Genomic DNA, 17863 nt, shown 5'->3' on the forward strand with positions numbered 1-17863 from the left:
CCGCCTCCCCGCCTCCTCCGCCCCCACCGGTCGCTCCGCCGAGCGTGGTGCCGCCCGCAGGCCTGGGCGGAGCCTCCCCCGCCGAAACCCCCGGCAGGCCGATCGCGACCGCGACGGCGGTTCCCGTCACCGCCATGGCCGCTCCGGCCACCACCTTCCCCAGGTGGCGGCGCGCTATTTCGTACACACTTCCCCCTCATTCCCCCTCCGGGTCTGCGGTCACCCGGTAGGACGGGGCGAAGTCCTAGGAGGTTGCGCCTCTTTCGGGCAGGATTCGGCCGAAGAACAGCTATAAAACCCGGACAGAAGAGGAAGAGTCGTATCCATGCAGGTCTGGCCGGGACAGGCGTACCCTCTGGGCGCCACCTATGACGGAGCGGGAACCAACTTCGCGGTCTTCTCGGAGGCCGCCCACAGAATCGAGCTGTGTCTGCTCCACGACGACGGCTCGGAGACGGCGGTGGAACTGCGTGAGACCGACGCGTTCGTGCGGCACGCCTATCTGCCGGGTGTGATGCCCGGTCAGCGGTACGGGTTCCGGGTGCACGGCCCGTACGCCCCGGAGCGCGGGCTCCGCTGCAACGCGGCGAAGCTGCTCCTCGACCCCTACGCACGCGCGGTGTCGGGGCAGGTCGAGTGGGGCGAGGCGGTGTACGGCTATCCCTTCGGGAAGCCGGACGCGCGCAACGACCTGGACTCGGGGCCGCACACGATGACCTCGGTCGTGGTGAACCCGTACTTCGACTGGGGCGACGACCGGCGGCCGCGCACCGAGTACCACCACACGGTGATCTACGAGGCCCATGTGAAGGGCCTGACGATGCTCCATCCGGATCTGCCGGAGGAGCTGCGCGGGACGTACGCGGGCCTGGCGCATCCGTCGGTGATCGGTCACCTCAAGGAACTGGGCGTCACGGCGCTCGAACTGATGCCCGTTCACCAGTTCGTGAACGACCACCGGCTGGTCGACGCGGGGCTCTCCAACTACTGGGGCTACAACACGATCGGCTTCTTCGCCCCGCACAACGCCTACGCGTCCTGGGGAGACCGGGGCCAGCAGGTCCTGGAGTTCAAGTCGGCGGTACGGGCGCTGCACCAGGCGGGCATCGAGGTCATCCTCGACGTCGTCTACAACCACACCGCCGAAGGGAACCACCTGGGTCCGACGCTCTCCATGCGCGGCCTGGACAACCCCTCCTACTACCGGCTCGCGGACGACCCCCGCTACTACATGGACACCACCGGCACGGGGAACTCGCTGCTCATGCGCTCCCCGCACGTGCTCCAGCTCATCATGGACAGCCTGCGGTACTGGGTGACCGAGATGCACGTGGACGGTTTCCGCTTCGACCTGGCGGCCACCCTCGCCCGCCAGTTCCACGAGGTGGACCGGCTGTCCTCGTTCTTCGACCTGGTGCAGCAGGACCCGGTGGTCAGCCAGGTGAAGCTGATCGCCGAGCCCTGGGACGTCGGCGAGGGCGGCTACCAGGTGGGCAACTTCCCGCCGCTGTGGACCGAGTGGAACGGCAAGTACCGGGACTGCGTGCGGGACCTGTGGCGGGGCGAGCCGCGCACTCTCGCCGAGTTCGCCTCCCGGCTGACCGGCTCCTCCGACCTCTACCAGGACGACGGGCGGCGGCCGCTCGCCTCGGTCAACTTCGTGACCTGCCACGACGGCTTCACCCTGCGGGACCTCGTGTCGTACAACGACAAGCACAACGAGGCGAACGGCGAGGGCAACCGGGACGGCGAGAGCTACAACCGCTCCTGGAACTGCGGCGCGGAGGGCGAGAGCGAGGACGTCGGGATCGCCGAGCTGCGCGCCCGCCAGACCCGTAACTTCCTTGCCACCCTCATGCTTTCGCAGGGGGTGCCGATGCTCAGTCACGGCGACGAGTTCGGGCGCACCCAGGGCGGCAACAACAACGCCTACTGCCAGGACAACGAGGTGTCCTGGGTGCGCTGGCCGAAGGAGAACAGCGAGGCGGAGGCCACGCTGCTCCGCTTCACCCGGGCGATGGTGCGGCTGCGCCGGGACCATCCGGTCTTCCGGCGCCGCCGCTTCTTCCACGGGCGGCCGGTGGAGGGCACCCACGACGAGCTCACCGACATCGCCTGGTTCACGCCCGAGGGCGAGGAGATGACGTCCCGCGACTGGCAGGCGGCGCACGCGCAGGCGCTGACCGTCTTCCTCAACGGCAACGCCATCTCGGAGCCGGGCACCCAGGGCGAGCGGATCGCCGACGACTCGTTCCTGCTGATGTTCAACGCCTCGTCGAAGGAGCTGGAGTTCGCGGTCCCCGACAGTCACGGGACCCGCTGGCGCACGGTGGTGGACACCTCCGACCCGGAGGGCATGCCACCGCAGGAGGGCCCGGAGCTCGCGGGTGGCGAGCGGGTGACCCTCGCGCCGCTCAGCCTGACCGTTCTGCGCCGGCCGGCCTGAGTTCCCGTACGGGACCGGGCGCCGCCGCCCGTACCGTCCAGGACAACAGCGCGCAGGCCACGGCCGCCCCCACCGCCACCGCGAAGGCGGCGGGGGCGCCGTGGCCTTCGGCGAGCCGGCCCGAGACGGCCAGGGCGAGGGCCTGACCGGCCACGACCCCGCTGGTGAGGAAGGCCATGGACTCGGCGAGCCGGGCGGCCGGCACGGTCCGCTCGGTGAGCCCGAAGACGGTGATCAGGTGGGGGGCGTAGGCGGCGCCGAGGACGACCACGACCGCGTACAGGGCGCCGAGGGAGCCGACGAACAGCAGCGGTACGGAGAGGACGACCAGCGCCGCGGTCGCCGCGCGCCAGCGGGTCGTCAGCCCGATCCGGTCGGGCACGGCCGCCATGGAGAGCCCGACGGCGGCGCTCATGACCCCCATCGCCGCGTAGACGAGACCGGCCTGGGCGGGCGCGCCGAGCTCCTCGGTGAGCGCGGTGATCCCGGCCTGCGAGGCGCCGAACATGGCGCCCTGGAGGACCATCGTGCCACGCAGCGCGTACGCGGATCCTGGCAGTCGCGTCCGTTCGGCGTCGCCCGTACGGGTGGACGCCGACGGCTCCGGAAGGGTGGTGCGCGCCGTCGGGTGGAGGGCGAAGGCCGTGCCGAAGACGGCGAGCAGGAGGGCCGCCAGGAGGAGTGCGGCCGCCGGGTGGGCGAGGGCGGCGGCGAGGCCGACGAACGCCGGGCCGAGGACGAAGGACACCTCGTCGAGGGTGCCCTCGAAGGAGAGCACCGTGCCGACGGTCCGGTCGTCGGCGCCGGAGCGGCGGGCGAGGGCCACCGAGCGGGTCCTGGCGAGGGGCCCGACCTGGGGGACGGTCGCCCCGGCGAGCCCGCCGAGGAGCATCAGCCAGCCCGTGGGGGCGTGGGCGAGCGCGGCGAGGACCAGGGCGGTGACGGCGACGGCGTTGGCGAGAGAGGCCGCGAGGACGACCCCGCGCTGGCCGTGCCGGTCGGCGAGCCGGCCGACGACGGGCCCGCCGACGGTCTGCCCGGCCGCGAGCGCCCCGCCCGCCAGGCCGGCCGTGGCGAGGGAGCCGCTCGTCTCGGCGACCAGGAGCAGGCTGCCCAGCTGGCACATGGCGGTGGGCAGCCGGCCGAGGAAGGAGACGACCGGCAGGGCGGGGCCGAGCAGGGAGAGGGTGTCGCGATACATCCGGAGCATCGGGCGAACGTAACGCGATGCACACGAACGGGTGCATGGGGCGATGACACAGAAGCCCTCTCGCGGGGTACGTACGTTCGCATGACCTCCCTCCCGTCCGTCCCGAGCCCCCTCCCGTCCGGTTCCGCCTCGTCCCTTCCCGCGCTTCCGACCGCCACCTACCGGCTCCAGCTCCAGCCGGAGTTCCCGTTCTCGGCGGCCGAGCGGGCCGTGCCGCACCTCGCGGGCCTCGGGGTCTCGCACCTCCATCTCTCCCCCGTCCTGGAGGCGGTCCCCGGCTCGACCCACGGGTACGACGTCACCGACCACCGGTCCGTGCGCGCCGAGCTCGGCGGCGAGGAGGGACTGCGGGCCCTCGCCGCGACCGCGCGGGCGCACGGGCTCGGCCTCGTCGTCGACCTGGTGCCCAACCACATGGCGGCCTCCGCCCGGCACAACCACGCGCTGCGCGCCGTGCTCCGCGACGGCCCCGACTCGCCGTACGCCCGCTGGTTCGACATCGACCGGTCCGCGGGGGACGGCCGGCTGCTGCTCCCGGTGCTGCCGGCGCGGCTCCCGGAGGTACGGGACCGGCTGCGGGTCGCGGACGGATCGCTGCACCTGGACGGCCAGGACTTTCCGCTGCGCCCCGGCACGGAGGGGCTGCCGCTCGACGAACTGCTCGACGCCCAGTGGTACCGGCTCGCCTGGTGGCGGCTCGCCCGCACCGAGCTCAACTACCGGCGGTTCTTCACGATCTCGGAGCTGATCGGGGTCCGGGTGGAGGACCCCGAGGTGTTCCGGGCGACCCACGCGAAGATCGTGGAGCTGGTCCGGGACGGGGTGGTCGGGGGTCTTCGGATCGACCACCCGGACGGACTCGCCGACCCCCAGGGCTACTTGGAGCAGCTCGCCGAGGCCACCGGCGGGCGCTGCTGGACGGTGGTCGAGAAGATCCTCACCGGCCCGGAGACCCTGCCCGCCGCCTGGCCGGTCGCCGGCACCACCGGGTACGACGCCCTGCGGCACGTCGACGGGGTGTTCACCGATCCGGTCGGCGCCCATGAACTGACCGATCTGTACCGGGAGTTCGTCTGCCGCGCTGGTGACAGGGGCGGCCGCTGGGAGGCGACCGAGCGGCGCGCCGCGTACGAGGTGGTCGGCCACGACCTGGCCGCCGAGACGGCCGTCCTGACCCGGATCGCGGAGCGGGTCTGCGCCGCCGACCCCGCCCTGCGGGACCACGCGCCCTGGGCGCTGCGCACCGCCGTCCGTGAGCTCCTCGTCCGGGTCCCGGTCTATCGCCCCTACCGGACCGGCGGCGAGGAGGTACTGACCCCGGAGGCTGCCCGCGGTGCGAAGGCGGCCTTCGCGGTGCCGGAGGAGGCCGCGGCGGTCGACGTCGTACGGGACCTGGCGCTCGGGACGCTCGGCGACGGGCCCGAGCACCGGGCGTTCCGGGCCCGGTTCGCGCAGACCTCGTCGGCCCTGCGGGCCAAGTCCGTGGAGGACACGGCCTTCTACCGGTACACCCCGCTGCTCTCGGCGAACGAGGTGGGCGGTGACGCGGGGCGCCCGGCGGTGCCGGTGGACGAGTTCCACGCGTACTGCCTGCGGATCGCACGGGACTGGCCGGGCACCGGCACCGTCCTGTCCACGCACGACACCAAGCGCAGTGCCGACGTCCGGGCCGCGATCGCGGTCCTCTCGCAGTGCCCTCAGGTGTGGGCGGATCTCCTCGGGGAGGTCGCGGGGGTGCCGGCGCCGGACCCGCACGTGGCCTGGACTGCCTGGCAGACCGCGTTCGGCTTCGGCGCCCCCGACCCGGACCGGCTCGGCCCGGCGATCCTCAAGTCCGTACGGGAGGCGGGGCTTCGGACCAGCTGGACGGAGCCCGACACGGAGTACGAGCGGGCGGTGGAGGAGTTCGCGGCGGCCGGCCCCGGCCGCATCCCGCTCCGGGCGGCCTCGGAGGCGGCCTTCGCCCTGGAGCCGCACATCCGGGCGCACGCGCTGGGCGCGCTGCTCACGCAGCTGACGATGCCGGGGGTGCCGGAGCTGTACCAGAACACGGAGCGGGAGTACCGGGCCCTGGTCGACCCGGACAACCGGGCCTTGTTCACGATCGGCGCGGACGACGACCACACGGCCCTGGTGCGGGCGGCGCTGCGGCTGCGGCGCGAGCGACCCGAGGCCTTCGGCGCCCGGGGTACGTACACCCCGCTGACGGCCGAGGGGCCGACGGCCGCCCACTGCCTCGCCTTCAGCCGCTCGGACGAGGTGATCACCGCCGTCACCCGGCTGCCGTTGCGTCTCTGGGAGGCGGGCGGCTGGCAGGACACGGAGCTGGTTCTGCCGGAGGGCCGCTGGGCCGATGTCCTGGACGGTGTGCGGGAGTTCATCGGCGGGCCGGCGTCAGAGCTGAAACTGGCGGAGCTGTTCGCGGAGCGGCCTGTGGCGCTGCTGGCGCGGCTGCGCGGCTGAGAACCGAGGGGCCCCGGGGCGAATCCCGGGGCCCGTCGGAGGTCAGGAGCGGGAGGCTCGCGAGACCTCGCACTTGGTGTACTCGGATCCGTCGCCGGAGCCGGGGTATGCGGCGGACAGCGCGACGCTCTCGGAGGCGCCCGCCGCGACCGCGATGGCGGTCGTGGTCGCGGTCACCGGGGAGGCGGTGCCGCCGACGTCACCCTTGAACGTCATGGTGACGCTGTAGTCGTAGTCGAGCGCATCGCTGTTGTTCACGGTGACGCGGGCGACGAGGTTCTTGGTCGCCGCGTCGTACTTGCACTCGTTGATGGTCACGTCGCGGGCCGCCTTGTCGGCGCTGCTGGAGCCGCCGGGGAGGGAGCCGCCGGAGCTGCCACCGGAGGTGCTGTCGTTGTCGCTGTTGTGGTTGCTGCTGCTCGAACCGCCCGAGCTGCTGCCGCAGCCGCCGCCGTTCGAGCCGCGGGCACCGGTCAGGGCGACGACCGCGATGCCGAAGACAGCGATCGCGCGGACATGACGCATCTTCACGTTTGAATCCCCGTTGGAAGTGGTAAAGAAAAAGGCGCTCTTTGACGAGCACACGTCACCCTAGCAGCGGGCGGACGGACGCCTTCCCCACCCGGGATCACCCACCGGGACGGATGATCAGGCTCCGCGGCGCCCAGGTGATGAGGCCGGTCCACACCGGCCGGAAGCCGTCGGCGAGACGGAGCCGGGGCATGGCCGCGAACAGGGCCCGCAGGGCGTACTCGGCCTCCAGGCCGGCCAGGACCACGGCCGGGCAGAAGCCGCTGCCGTAGGTGAGCTGGCCGGGGTCGTCGCGGAGCGGGTCGAAGCGGTCGGGCTCGCGGAAGCGCTCCGGGTCGCGGCCCGCCGAGCCGACGAGCAGGGCGACGGCCGCGCCCGCGGGGAGGACGCCGCCGCTGACGGGGACCTCGGCGGCGGTACGGCGCACGGCGATCTGCACGGGCGGGTCACGGCGCAGCGACTCCGCCCAGGCCCGCCCCACGAGGCCGGCGGGGGCGTCGCGCAGGGCGGCGATCTGGTCCGGGTCCGAGAGGACGTTGCCGAGGAAGGAGGCGAGGGCCTTCTCCCGTACGGCGATCTGCCCGCCGCACTCCCCGGCGAGGGCTCCGGCGGCCCGGCCGCGTACGAGCCGCATCATGTCGCGGTAGGGCACGCCGACGGCGGCGGCGACGGTTCCCGCGGGGAGCCAGTGGCAGAAGTCGGCGACCAGGTCGGCCTGGGGCCGCTCGGCGATCCTGCGGGCCAGGACGTACGCCGTCCGCTCGGTGACCGAGCGGAGGGCGGCCACGTCGACGTCGACGTGGGCCCTCGCGCACGGCGGGTCGCCGGGCCGGTGCCCGTGCGTGAGACGGCTGTCGGTGAGGGCGGTGGCCACGTCCGCGTACCGGCTGAGCACCCAGGCCCGCAGCAGCGGGTCGTAGGTGAGCGGGAACTCCTCGCGGAGGGTCCGGTGAATCCCGTGCGGGTCGTGCGAGGCACCGGGGTCGAGGGGGCTCGGCGCCACGACCCGGACCCCGGACGCGCCCCAGCCGGGTGTGGTCCGCACCCGCGCCGCCAGCGGCGCGAGACCACCCGGCACCACGGCGCCCACACCCTCACCCGCCCGGCCGGCGGCCGGCGGCGTCGTCGGCGCCATGGACGGCAGCCGGGTCCAGCGGTCCGCGGGCGGCACCTCCGGTCGGTCGCCCCCTATGCCTCGGCCCGGCTCGCGGTTCTGCTCGTGGCTCATCGCGCCCCCTGTCGATCGGCGGTGGGTGCCGCGGCCGGAGATCGTGGCGCGCGTCCCCACAGCCCATCACCGCCCGCGCCGCCCCGCCCGCCGCATACCGCCGAACGGGTGAACGCCGCCGTGACGGTCAGAAGGGGCGGCACGGCGCCACGAGGCCGGGAGCGATCTCCGGGGCTCAGACCGCGGGCCAGTCCTGGCCGGCGGTCACCTCCCGGCTGATGCGATGCCACTCGGCCTCCCCGCCGGGCAGCGGCCAGGCCCAGGTCGGTTGTCTCCCGGTGTTCAGCTCCTGGAGGAGACGGGCCAGCTGCGCGCCGGCGGTGGCGGCGCCGTCGGGGACGGTGGGACCGTGGACGGCGCGCAGTTCGGCGAAGCGTGCCAGTTCGTCCTCGTAGAAGCCCACGGCCTCATGGGTGCGTGCGGCCAGGTCGTCGCGTGGCACCGTGCGGTGCAGCTGCAGCAGCGGAGGTTCGACGGATTCGGCGATCGCCGCGGCGAGCCGCGCGTGACCGTCCAGGATCAGATGGCAGTCCAGACCGCTGACCCACCACAACAGGACGGGCGGGAGCGTCCCCTCCCGGGCCTGCTTGCGGTACGCCTTGACCCGGCTGTCGTCGGCGGCGGGCATCGGCCGCAGCGGAAGGACCTCCCACGAGTGGGAGTGGAGGAACCAGTCGATGTAGCCGTCCGGATGGCCGTCGACGAGCATCGAGCCCCAGTGCTCGGCGTGCGAGGAGTCGGCGTGGCGCCCGCGCAGGAGCGGACTGTCGCACGAGAGCAGCCATCGGCCCTCGTGCAACGGGCTGTCCGGCGAGTCGACGAGGTGCTGCGCGACGCGGTGCGCCCACCGTTCCGGGCTGCCCGCCAGGGCGCGCGCCGTGTCGGCGCGGAGCGGCGGGACGACGGAGCGGTACGCGTCGGTGCGCCAGAAGTCCACACCGTCGAGGTGCTCGTCGACGACGGCGAGCAGCACGGGCCGCGACCGCTGGGAGACCAGCAGCCGCTGCCCCGCGCTGAACACGCGCAGCCCCGGCTGACGGCTGTCCCGTACGTCGAGTGACAGGCCCACCCATGTGCCGTCGTCCCGGGTGACATCGTTCCGCTGCATGACGAGAGCCTAGAACGCCGGGTCGCCGGGCTGGGGGCGGCGCCTACCCGTGCGAGAGCCGGAACGACATCTGGCCGAAGCCGACCACGTCGCCCGATCTCACGACCACCGCTCCCGTGACCCGGCGTCCGTTGACCGTCGTGCCGTTCGTCGAGCCGAGGTCGCGGAGGACCCACATGCCGCTCTGCATCGACAGTTCGGCGTGCAGCCGGGAGGCCGTCTCGTGGCTGAGGCGGAGGCCGTTGACCGGGTCGCGGCCGATGCGCAGGGGGTGCGGGCCCGGCAGGGGCAGCAGGAGTTTCGGCAGACGCTCCGCGGACCAGGCGCGTCCCAGCTTGGCCGTGAACGCGGACATCCGCTCGACCGCGCCGACCACCCGGCGGGTCCAGGTGCCCTCGGTCCTCAGATCGGCGGTGAGCAGGGCGAGTTCGTCGGGGCGCCGGGCCTGGAGCGCGCGCTCCATCCGGTAGACGAACGTGTCGTGCGAGAGGCGGCCCTGAGCGGCGCCCTCACGGAGCAGCACCAGCGCGCGGTCCCGCTCGGCGTCGGTCAGCCGAGGGGTGTTCGCCGGAAGCTCGAAAGGGGTCGTCACATCTGTGATTGTCGGTCCGTCGGGCCCGCAGTGTCCAGAAGGGCCCCCAGGCGGGAAACTCCGTACCCCCTCGTCGATGATCACTGTTACGGTCTGCCGTCTCCACAGCACGGATCCCCAGGGGGAAACACGACGTGACCACGTCTTCTTCGAGCACCACCGGCGCGCCCGGCACCACCGGCACGCCGGGCACCACCAGCACGCCCGCCGGCACCGGCGCGCACGATCTCGTCATACGTCCGCTCGCCGGACCCGAGGAACTCGACCTGTTCCTCCGCCTCACCTACTCGCTCGACCACGAGCTCGCCGACGACCTCGCCACCGGCCGCCGCGTCCCCGCGTGGATGTGGGTCGCCCTCGACGGCGACCGGCTCCTCGGTCGGCTCTCCTGGTGGACCAACGCGGCCGGCGGCGCCCCGCAGGCGCTCGACTTCTTCGACCTCGCCCCGGAGCTGTCCGAGGCGGAGCGCGCCGAGATCGGTCTGCGGCTCCTGGAGACCGCCACGGCCGCCGTGATCCCGGCGGGCACGCAGCGCCCGGAGTTCGGCCGCTTCATGCCGGCGGACTGGCGTGAGGTGCCGGAGGCCCGGTCGCTCCTGGAGTCCGTCTTCGGCGCCCTGGTCGCCACCGGGGCCCGTCCGCTCGTCGAGCGGCTGCGCCTGGAGTGGCGGCCCGGCACCCCCGTGCCGGAGCCGAAGGGCCGTCTGGAGTTCCGCCCGGTGCGGGACCGCGAGGACCTCGTCGCGCTGATGACGCCGGTCATGGAGGGCACGCTCGACGCGCACGGGCAGGCCGATCTCGCCTCCGGCCTGTCGGCGCGCGAGGCCGCGGAGCTGCACTACGACGAGGAGTTCGCGCACTACTCCTCGCCGCGGGAGTGGTGGCAGGTGGCCCAGCTGCCGGAGACCGGCGAGCCGGTCGGCTTCGTCGTCCCCGCGCGGAACAACTACCACCACACGATCGCGTACATCGGCGTCCTGCCCGCCCACCGCGGCCACGGCTACATCGACGACATCCTGGCGGAGGGCACGCGCGTCCTGGCCGCCGCCGACGTCCCCCGCATCCGGGCGGCGACGGACCTGGGCAATGTGCCGATGGCGGCGTCGTTCGCCCGTGCGGGCTACCTCACCTTCGAGCGGGCGATCAACTACGTGTGGGACACACCGGGCGTGGCGGGGTCCTGACTGCCAGGATGGTCGCGGTAGTCAGTCGTGGAGTGGCTGGTCCGTCGACGAGGGGATTTCCGTGCTCTTCGAGGTGTGGGCGCCGAACGCCCGTGACCGGGTGACGCTGGAGCTGGACGGCTCCGCGCATCCCCTGGAGCGGGACGCCGAGCGGGAGGGCTGGTGGACGGGTGTCGTACCCGCCGAGGACGGCGACCGGTACGGCTTCTCGCTCGACGGAGGGCACCTGCTGCCCGACCCGCGCTCCCGCCGGCAGCCCGACGGACCCGACGGGCTGAGCGCGGTCGTCGACCACTCCGCGTACGTCTGGCGCAACGAGTCCCCGAGGCTGCGGCTCCGCGGTGGCGTCCTGTACGAGCTGCACCTCGGCACCTTCACCCAGGAGGGGACCCTGGACGCGGCGACCGCGCGCCTCGGGGAGCTCGCGGGCCTCGGCGTCACCCATGTGGAGCTGATGCCGCTGTGTCCGTTCCCCGGGGTGTGGGGCTGGGGGTACGACGGGGTGGCGCCGTGGGCGGTGCACGAGCCGTACGGCGGCCCCGAGGCGCTGAAGCGGTTCGTGGACGCGGCGCACGGCCTCGGCATGGGCGTGGTCCTGGACGTGGTGCACAACCACCTGGGGCCCGACGGCAACCATCTCCCGTTCTTCGGACCGTACTTCACGGAGACCCACCACACGCCCTGGGGCGCCGCGGTGAACCTGGACGCGCCCGGCTCGGACGAGGTCCGGGCGTACTTCCGGGGCAGCGCGCTCGCCTGGCTGCGGGACTACCGGATCGACGGGCTGCGGCTGGACGCCGTGCACGCGCTCGCCGACACCCGGGCGCTGACCTTCCTGGAGGAGCTGTCGGCGGCCGTCGACGAGCTGGCGAAGGAGCAGGGCCGCCCGCACTTCCTGATCGCCGAGTCGGATCTCGCCGACCCGCGGACGACCACCCCGCGCGCGCTCGGCGGCATCGGGATCCACGCCCAGTGGAACGATGACTTCCACCACTCCCTGCACACCGCCCTGACCGGCGAATCCCAGGGCTACTACGCGGACTTCGCGCGTGCCCCGATGGCCGCGCTCGCGAAGACGCTCACCCATGTCTTCTTCCACGACGGCACGTACTCGGCGTTCCGGGGCCGCCGTCACGGGCGCCCGGTGGACCGGGAGCGCACTCCCGCCCACCGCTTCCTCGGGTACGCGCAGACCCACGACCAGATCGGCAACCGGGCCCTGGGCGACCGCCTTTCGGCCTCCCTCTCCCCCGGTCTGCTCGCCTGCGCGGCGACCCTCGTCCTCACCGGCCCCTCGGTGCCGATGCTCTTCATGGGCGAGGAGTGGGGGGCGACCACGCCCTGGCAGTACTTCACCGACCACACCGACCCGGAGCTCGCGGAGGCCGTACGGCGGGGAAGGCGGCGGGAGTTCGCGGAGCACGGCTGGGACGAGAACGAGGTGCCCGACCCGCAGGAGCCCGCCACCCGTGACCGTTCGGTCCTCGACCGGGCCGAGCGGGAGCGGGATCCGCACAAGCGGCTGCTCGCCTGGTACCGCCAGCTCATCGCGCTGCGCCGCACCCTGCCCGACCTGACGGACCCGGACCTCGCGGGCGTGAAGGTGGCCTTCGACGAGGAGGCCCGCTGGCTGGTCTTCCGGCGCGGGGTCCTGCGGGTGGCGGTCAACCTGGGCGTGGAGCCGGCGGTGATCCCACTCGGCTCCAACGGCCGCGACCAGGTCCTGGCGTCGTGGGAGCCGGTCGGGACCCCGGCGGTGGACGGGGTCCTGCGGCTCCCCGGCGAGTCGGCGGTCGTCCTGACGGACGGCTGAGCCGCCGCCCCCGAGCGGCTACTCGACGATCGCCATCTCGTGCGGGGTGTTGTTGAAGCGGCGCCCCGCGCCCTCCTCCGTCGCCGTCACGATGTCCTCGATCCGGACGCCGAAGCGGCCCGGCAGATAGACGCCGGGTTCGATGGAGAAGCACATGCCCGGCACGATCGGGAGCTCCTCGCCCTCGATCATGTACGGCGGTTCGTGGGTGGTGACGCCGATGCCGTGGCCGGTGCGGTGGATGAAGTACTCGCCGTACCCGGCGTCCGTGATGACCTTGCGGGCCGCCCGGTCGACCTCCTGGCAGGCGACCCCGGGCCGTACCGCCTCGAAGCCGGCCTGCTGGGCCTCCCGTACGAGGTCGTGGACGCGCCGCTCCTCGTCGGTGGGTTCGCCGACGTGGACGGTACGGGTGGTGTCGGAGCCGTACCCGTGCTTGAGGCCGCCGAAGTCGAGGACCACCATGTCGCCGCGCTCGATGACCCGGTCGCCGGCCTCGTGGTGCGGGTTGGCGCCGTTGGGTCCGGAGCCGACGACGGTGAAGTCGACCTGCGAGTGCCCGAAGCGCAGCAGCAGCGCGGCCAGGTCGGCGGCGACGTCGGTCTCCCTGCGGCCGGCGAACCGGACCTCCAGGATCTCGCCGTACGCCCGGTCGGCGGCGGCCCCGGCGGCCGCGATCCGGGCCAGCTCGTGGGCGTCCTTGACGCCGCGGAGCATCGGCAGGGCCTCGGTGAGGGAGACGTACGAGGTCCCCGGGAGGGCCTTCTGGAGGCCGAGGAGGTGCATGGCCCAGGCGTTGTCGCTGACGCCGAACCTGCCGTCGACGTCGAGGAGCGGCGCGGTGACGGCGTACGGGTCCTTGCCGTCGGTCCAGTCCCGGAGGGCGAGCGCGGCGGCCCCGGCGGCCTTCTCGGCGTCGGGGGCCTCCAGGGTCGGGACGACGAGGACCGGTTCCTGTCCGGGGGCGATGACGAGGGCGGTGAGCCGCTCGGTGATCGCGGTGGGCTGGTAGCCGGTGAGGTAGACGAGGTCGGGGCCCGGGGCGACGATCACGCCCGCGAGTCCGGCGTCGGCGGCGGATTCGGCGGCGCGGGCCATCCGCGCCCGGTAGTCGTCCGCGGTGAACGGGACGGGGGTCTCGCCGCGCTCCTCGGCCGCTTCGGGGGCGGGGGTGCTCGACATGGGGTCTCCTTCTCGGCTCCGCTGCATCCTGGACGTACAGCATCCTGCCGGGCGGCGACCGGGCCCGCGACCGCTCAGCGCGGGTCCGGGCCCTGGGCGATCAGCCGTTCCAGGAGTTCCTGGAACTCGTCGCCGACGACGATCCGCAGATCCCCCCGCTCCTCGTCGTGCTCGCTGAGCTGGGTGAGCGTGCCGCCGCGCCACCAGAAGACGTACGGGCTGATGGCGCCCGGCGTGTCCTCGTACCCGGAGGCGGCGAAGGAGGCCATCGCGCCGAGGGCCGGGATGATCGAGGTGTCCCGGATGGGGTGGAAGGCGAGCTGGTGCCGGAACGGCATCGCGACCAGGGCGCCGTGCTCGCCGAGCGGCAGCCCGGTGACCCGCCGGGCCACGCCGTCCAGGTCGAGGACGCGGCTCGCGGTGTAGAAGGAGTCGCCGAGGATGATCTCGAAGCACATGCCGTCGGCGTCCCGGACGGTCTCGTGCTCCTCGACGGGCAGCCCGCGCAGGTTGCGCAGGGCCCGGTCGCGCAGCTGGGCGTGGTCGCCGAGCCGTTCGAGCGCGTCGTCGGTGAGCATCATGACGCTCTCGGGCAGGTCGAGGGCGAGGATCTCGTACAGGCCGGGGGCGACGGTCCGCGCGTACCCGAAGGCGGCGGCGTCGATGCCGTCACCGCTGACGACCCGGGGGTAGAGCTGGGAGCGGATCTGCTCGGGCGGCAGGGTGTCGAGCGCGGACGGGCCGTCCATGGCGCGGACGACCAGGCCGATGTGGCGGTTGATCATGCCGGGCCAGACGCGGGGGCCGCGCCGGTCCTGGTGGCAGACGGCGGCGAGGTTGCCGAGGCCGAAGCGCCGGCCCTTGTCGTCGATGACGTGGTCGGCGTAGACGCTGACCTCAAGGCCGAGCTCCGCGAAGGTCTCCCGGACGCGGCCGCGGAAGAGCGCGGCCTCACGCTGCGAGAAGTACGCGAACTCGGGGTCCCTCGGTGCGTCGTCGCCGTCCCGCCTGGGTCCTCGTCGCAGCCACCCCACGCCCGCCCGCCTTCCGTCGCCGTTGCGCACAGGGTAGCGACTGCCGGTGTCAGCTCTTGAGCCGTCGGGTGAACTCGGCCACCGGGCCGGTGGGTTCGGCCCGCGAGGCGGCCGGGAGGAGAAGTTCGGTGCGGTGGACGAGGCGGGGCGCGATCAGAGGGACGGCGGTGGCGCCGGAGACGTCCGCCGCGACCGGCGCGGGCAGCAGGGCGAGGCCGTGACCGGCGGCGGCCAGCGCGGCGAGGGTGCGGGTGTCGGTGCCCTCGTAGCGCAGGGCGGTACGGAAGCCCCGTCCGGCCGGCCCGCCGTGGGCGCCCCGCAGCCGGTCGAGGGGGAGGCCCGCGGCGGGCGCGTCGAGCCAGCGGGCGTCGACGAGGTCGTCGAGGCGGAGCCCGGAGCGCCCGGCGAGCGGATGGGTCGTGGGCAGGACGACGGCGAGCGGCTCCTCGGCGACGCCGGTCGCCGCGAGCGGGGCGACGTCGGGCAGCCGCAGCGGGTCGCTGGGGGCGGCGATGCCGTCGACGAGCCCGGCGTCGGCCTCGCCGGTCGCGACGGCGGCGGGCACCGCCTCGCGGGGCAGGGCCCGCAGGGTGACTCCGGTGGCGGGCAGTGCGGCGAGGGTACGGGCGTGCAGGGCGAGCGGGGAGGCGGCGACGCTCAGGGTGGCGCGGGGCGCGGCCGCGAACCGGTCGAGGTCGGCGCGGGCCGCGTCGAGCCGGAGCAGCAGCGCCCCGGCGTGTTCGAGGAGCCGCTCGCCGGCCGGGGTCGGGGCGACCGGGCGGCGGGTGAGCAGCGGCAGCGCGAGGTCGGCCTCCAGCGCGGCGATGTGCTGGGAGACGGCGGACTGGGTGTAGCCCAGCTCGCGGGCGGCCTCGGAGAAGGAGGCGAGCCGGGCGACGGTGACGTACGTACGCAGGAGGTGCGGGTCCATGGAGTGCGCGCCGGGCCCGTCAGGATCCGTCGGGGGCGGTGAGGAGCGCCTGCGCGTAGTGGGCGAGGGAGCGGTTGTATCGGGGCAGCAGGGGTGCGAGGGCGCCGAGGGCGAGGGCTGCGGCCTCGCGGTCGCGGCCGGTGTCCGCGAGGGCGAGGGCGAGGAAGGCGTCGACGGCGCCGGAGAGCGCGGTCTCGTCGGCGTCGAGGTCGGCGGCGGGGACGGCGCGCTCGGCGGTGAGGAGTTCGACGCTGCGGTCGGGGCGGCCGAGGTTGCGCAGGCTGCTGGCGAGCTGGATGACGGCCCGTCGGCGGCGCAGTCCGGTGAGGCCCTGGTCGAGGGCCCGCCGGTAGAGGCGCACGGCCTCCTCCGGCTCTCCGGTGGAGTCGTGGGCGGCGCCCCGTTCGAAGAGGGCGGCCGCGTCGTCCTCGGGTCGCTCGGCGGCGAGCTCGGCGACACGGGCGCGGAAGGCGGCGGGCTCGTACGTGTCGAGCCGCTCCCAGAGGGCGGCGACGCGGCGCTCCCAGTCGGACGGTTCCTGATCGGTGGTCATACGGCCACCCTATCCAGCCCGCTATAAGCGTTCCTGATGGACGATGCAGTGATCATCGTTGGACGTGAACGGGCGACGGCGCCAAGGATGGTCCCCATGAACAGCGTGAACCCCCTCCCTCACACCCCTCGGATCGCCCTGGTCGGCGACCGCTCCCCGCACGTCCGCTCCCACGTCCGGATCCCCGTCCTCCTCGACGCCCTCGCCGAGCGCGACGGCCTCGCCCTCGACGCGTACTGGATCCCGACCGGGGACGCGGAGACACCCGGCGCGGTGAAGGGCTTCGACGCGGTGTGGGTGCTCCCGGGGAGCCCGTACGCGAGCGAGGCGGGGGCGCTGGCCGCGATCCGCACGGCCCGCGAGGACGGCGTCCCGTTCCTCGGCACCTGCGGCGGGTTCCAGCACGCGCTCCTGGAGTACGCGCGGGACGTCTGCGGTCTGACCCGTGCGGCGCACGCGGAGAACGACCCGTCGGCCGACTCCGGCGACCTGCTGATCGCGCCCCTCGCCTGCTCGCTGGTGGGCCACGAGGGAGTCGTACGGGTCACTCCGGGCTCGCTCGCCGAGCAGGCCCTCGGTGCGGAGCGGACCACCGAGCGCTACCACTGCGACTACGGCCCCGACAGCCGCCACCTGGACACCCTGCGGGCGCACGGCATGCGGTTCACGGGCGCGGACGAGGAGGGCGGCGTCCGCATCGCCGAACTCCCCTCGCACCCCTTCTTCCTGGCGACCCTCTTCCAGCCGGAACTGGCCGGCGACGGCACCCGCCCGCACCCGCTGATCCGGGCTCTCGGAAGGGCGGCGGCGCGGCACGCGGCGGGCTGGGCGGTGTCCGCCCGGGCCCGGCATGATCGGCAGGACACCCCCTACTAGGTCATCGGCACCACGAGGTGGGCGCGGTCGCGGCCGCGGGCGACCAGGCGGGCGTTCGCCTCGTCGGAGTCCTGGACCCAGCGTTCGGCGCGGGCTCGGTCCTTGCCGAAGCGCACGTGACGCTCGACGAGCCGGGGGACTCGGTGCCGGGCGTCCAGGTCGAGGTACCAGGCCTCGTCGAGGAGCGGCAGGACACCGGCCCAGGCGCCCTCGTCGTACAGCAGGTAGTTGCCCTCGGTGACGACCAGCGGGATCTCTGGGCCGATGGGTATCGCCCCGGCGATCGGCTCCTCGAGGGCGCGGTCGAAGGCGGGGGCGTAGACCGTGGCGCCGGGGGCGGGGGCGCGCAGCCGGGCGAGGAGGGCGAGGTATCCGGCGGCGTCGAAGGTGTCGGGCGCGCCCTTCCTGCCGGCCCGGCCGAGGCGTTCCAGTTCGGCCTGGGCGAGGTGGAAGCCGTCCATGGGGACGAGGGCGGCGAGGCCCCCGAGACGGGCGACGAGCCGGGCGGCGAGTGTGGACTTCCCGGCGCCGGGCGGGCCGGCGAGCCCGAGGAGGCGGCGGGGCGGTCGGCCGCCGTCCCCGGGGCGCTCGGCGAGGTCCCGCGCCCGGGCGGCGAGGCGGTCGAACTGCAGCACGTCCATGCGGGGCATTCTCGCACCGGCCGCGGGCGCGGTCCGGCGTGCGCCCACAGTCGTGGGATCCCGTCCGACAG

At 74.0% G+C, this 17863-nt stretch carries 15 protein-coding genes and 1 pseudogene; 5 read left to right on the plus strand and 11 right to left on the minus strand.

Translation table 11 applies throughout. The annotated features are described in order from the left end of the window. Positions 1-187: pseudogene (locus tag AOK00_RS40500) on the minus strand (Tat pathway signal sequence domain protein); the annotation flags it as partial. A 138-nt stretch (positions 188-325) separates the two neighbouring features. On the opposite strand from AOK00_RS40500, the gene glgX reads away from it, so the two are divergent. Beyond that, positions 326-2446 (plus strand): glycogen debranching protein GlgX, encoded by a 2121-nt coding sequence (gene glgX, locus AOK00_RS21655; RefSeq protein WP_055601952.1) that lies wholly within the window; start codon positions 326-328, stop codon positions 2444-2446. Here glgX and AOK00_RS21660 read toward each other — a convergent pair. Beyond that, positions 2415-3647 (minus strand): MFS transporter, encoded by a 1233-nt coding sequence (locus AOK00_RS21660; RefSeq protein ID WP_055601979.1) that lies wholly within the window; start codon positions 3645-3647, stop codon positions 2415-2417. The two genes, glgX and AOK00_RS21660, sit on opposite strands and share 32 nt — an antisense overlap. A 90-nt stretch (positions 3648-3737) precedes the next feature. Here AOK00_RS21660 and treY point away from each other — a divergent pair, with 90 nt between their 5' ends. Further along, positions 3738-6119, plus strand: a complete 2382-nt coding sequence (gene treY / locus AOK00_RS21665) for a malto-oligosyltrehalose synthase (protein ID WP_055601953.1) — start codon at positions 3738-3740, stop codon at positions 6117-6119. Positions 6120-6161: 42 nt separating this feature from the next. On the opposite strand, the gene AOK00_RS21670 is transcribed toward treY, so the two are convergent. From AOK00_RS21670 to AOK00_RS21685, 4 genes are all read right to left on the minus strand, one after another. Further along, on the minus strand, positions 6162-6644 hold the full coding sequence (locus tag AOK00_RS21670; RefSeq protein WP_254047449.1) for a hypothetical protein: 483 nt from the start codon (positions 6642-6644) through the stop codon (positions 6162-6164). A gap of 103 nt (positions 6645-6747) precedes the next feature. Further along, positions 6748-7878 (minus strand): cytochrome P450, encoded by a 1131-nt coding sequence (locus AOK00_RS21675; protein WP_055601955.1) that lies wholly within the window; start codon positions 7876-7878, stop codon positions 6748-6750. Between the two features lie 175 nt (positions 7879-8053). Beyond that, complete coding sequence (locus AOK00_RS21680) at positions 8054-8986, minus strand: hypothetical protein (RefSeq protein WP_055601956.1); 933 nt, start codon at positions 8984-8986, stop codon at positions 8054-8056. Between the two features lie 43 nt (positions 8987-9029). Further along, positions 9030-9578 (minus strand): DUF1707 and FHA domain-containing protein, encoded by a 549-nt coding sequence (locus AOK00_RS21685; protein ID WP_055601957.1) that lies wholly within the window; start codon positions 9576-9578, stop codon positions 9030-9032. Positions 9579-9811: 233 nt separating this feature from the next. On the opposite strand from AOK00_RS21685, the gene AOK00_RS21690 reads away from it, so the two are divergent. Both AOK00_RS21690 and treZ read left to right on the plus strand, forming a co-directional pair. After that, positions 9812-10762, plus strand: coding sequence for a GNAT family N-acetyltransferase (locus tag AOK00_RS21690; protein ID WP_055601980.1), 951 nt, complete (start codon positions 9812-9814; stop codon positions 10760-10762). Between the two features lie 61 nt (positions 10763-10823). Further along, positions 10824-12575: a malto-oligosyltrehalose trehalohydrolase gene (gene treZ / locus AOK00_RS21695; protein ID WP_055601958.1), complete on the plus strand. Its 1752-nt coding sequence runs from the start codon at positions 10824-10826 to the stop codon at positions 12573-12575. 18 nt (positions 12576-12593) lie between these two features. On the opposite strand, the gene AOK00_RS21700 is transcribed toward treZ, so the two are convergent. The 4 genes from AOK00_RS21700 to AOK00_RS21715 form a co-directional block, all read right to left on the minus strand. Then, positions 12594-13757, minus strand: coding sequence for an aminopeptidase P family protein (locus AOK00_RS21700; RefSeq protein ID WP_055601959.1), 1164 nt, complete (start codon positions 13755-13757; stop codon positions 12594-12596). 74 nt (positions 13758-13831) lie between these two features. Beyond that, positions 13832-14791, minus strand: a complete 960-nt coding sequence (locus AOK00_RS21705; RefSeq protein ID WP_055601960.1) for a hypothetical protein — start codon at positions 14789-14791, stop codon at positions 13832-13834. Positions 14792-14840: 49 nt separating this feature from the next. Further along, on the minus strand, positions 14841-15722 hold the full coding sequence (locus tag AOK00_RS21710; RefSeq protein WP_055601961.1) for a LysR family transcriptional regulator: 882 nt from the start codon (positions 15720-15722) through the stop codon (positions 14841-14843). A gap of 19 nt (positions 15723-15741) precedes the next feature. Then, entirely contained in the window at positions 15742-16275 is a 534-nt protein-coding gene (locus AOK00_RS21715; RefSeq protein WP_055601962.1) for a tetratricopeptide repeat protein, read from the minus strand. A gap of 96 nt (positions 16276-16371) precedes the next feature. Between AOK00_RS21715 and AOK00_RS21720 the strand changes: the two genes are divergently transcribed. Next, positions 16372-17151, plus strand: a complete 780-nt coding sequence (locus tag AOK00_RS21720; RefSeq protein WP_055601963.1) for a CTP synthase C-terminal region-related (seleno)protein — start codon at positions 16372-16374, stop codon at positions 17149-17151. Here the strand turns inward: AOK00_RS21720 and AOK00_RS21725 are convergent. After that, positions 17148-17801, minus strand: coding sequence for a nucleoside/nucleotide kinase family protein (locus tag AOK00_RS21725; RefSeq protein WP_437441433.1), 654 nt, complete (start codon positions 17799-17801; stop codon positions 17148-17150). The two genes, AOK00_RS21720 and AOK00_RS21725, sit on opposite strands and share 4 nt — an antisense overlap. Positions 17802-17863 lie beyond the last annotated feature (62 nt).

The sequence above is a fragment of the Streptomyces aureus genome (genome assembly GCF_001418135.1).
GTDB classification, from domain to species: Bacteria; Actinomycetota; Actinomycetes; order Streptomycetales; family Streptomycetaceae; genus Streptomyces; species Streptomyces aureus_A.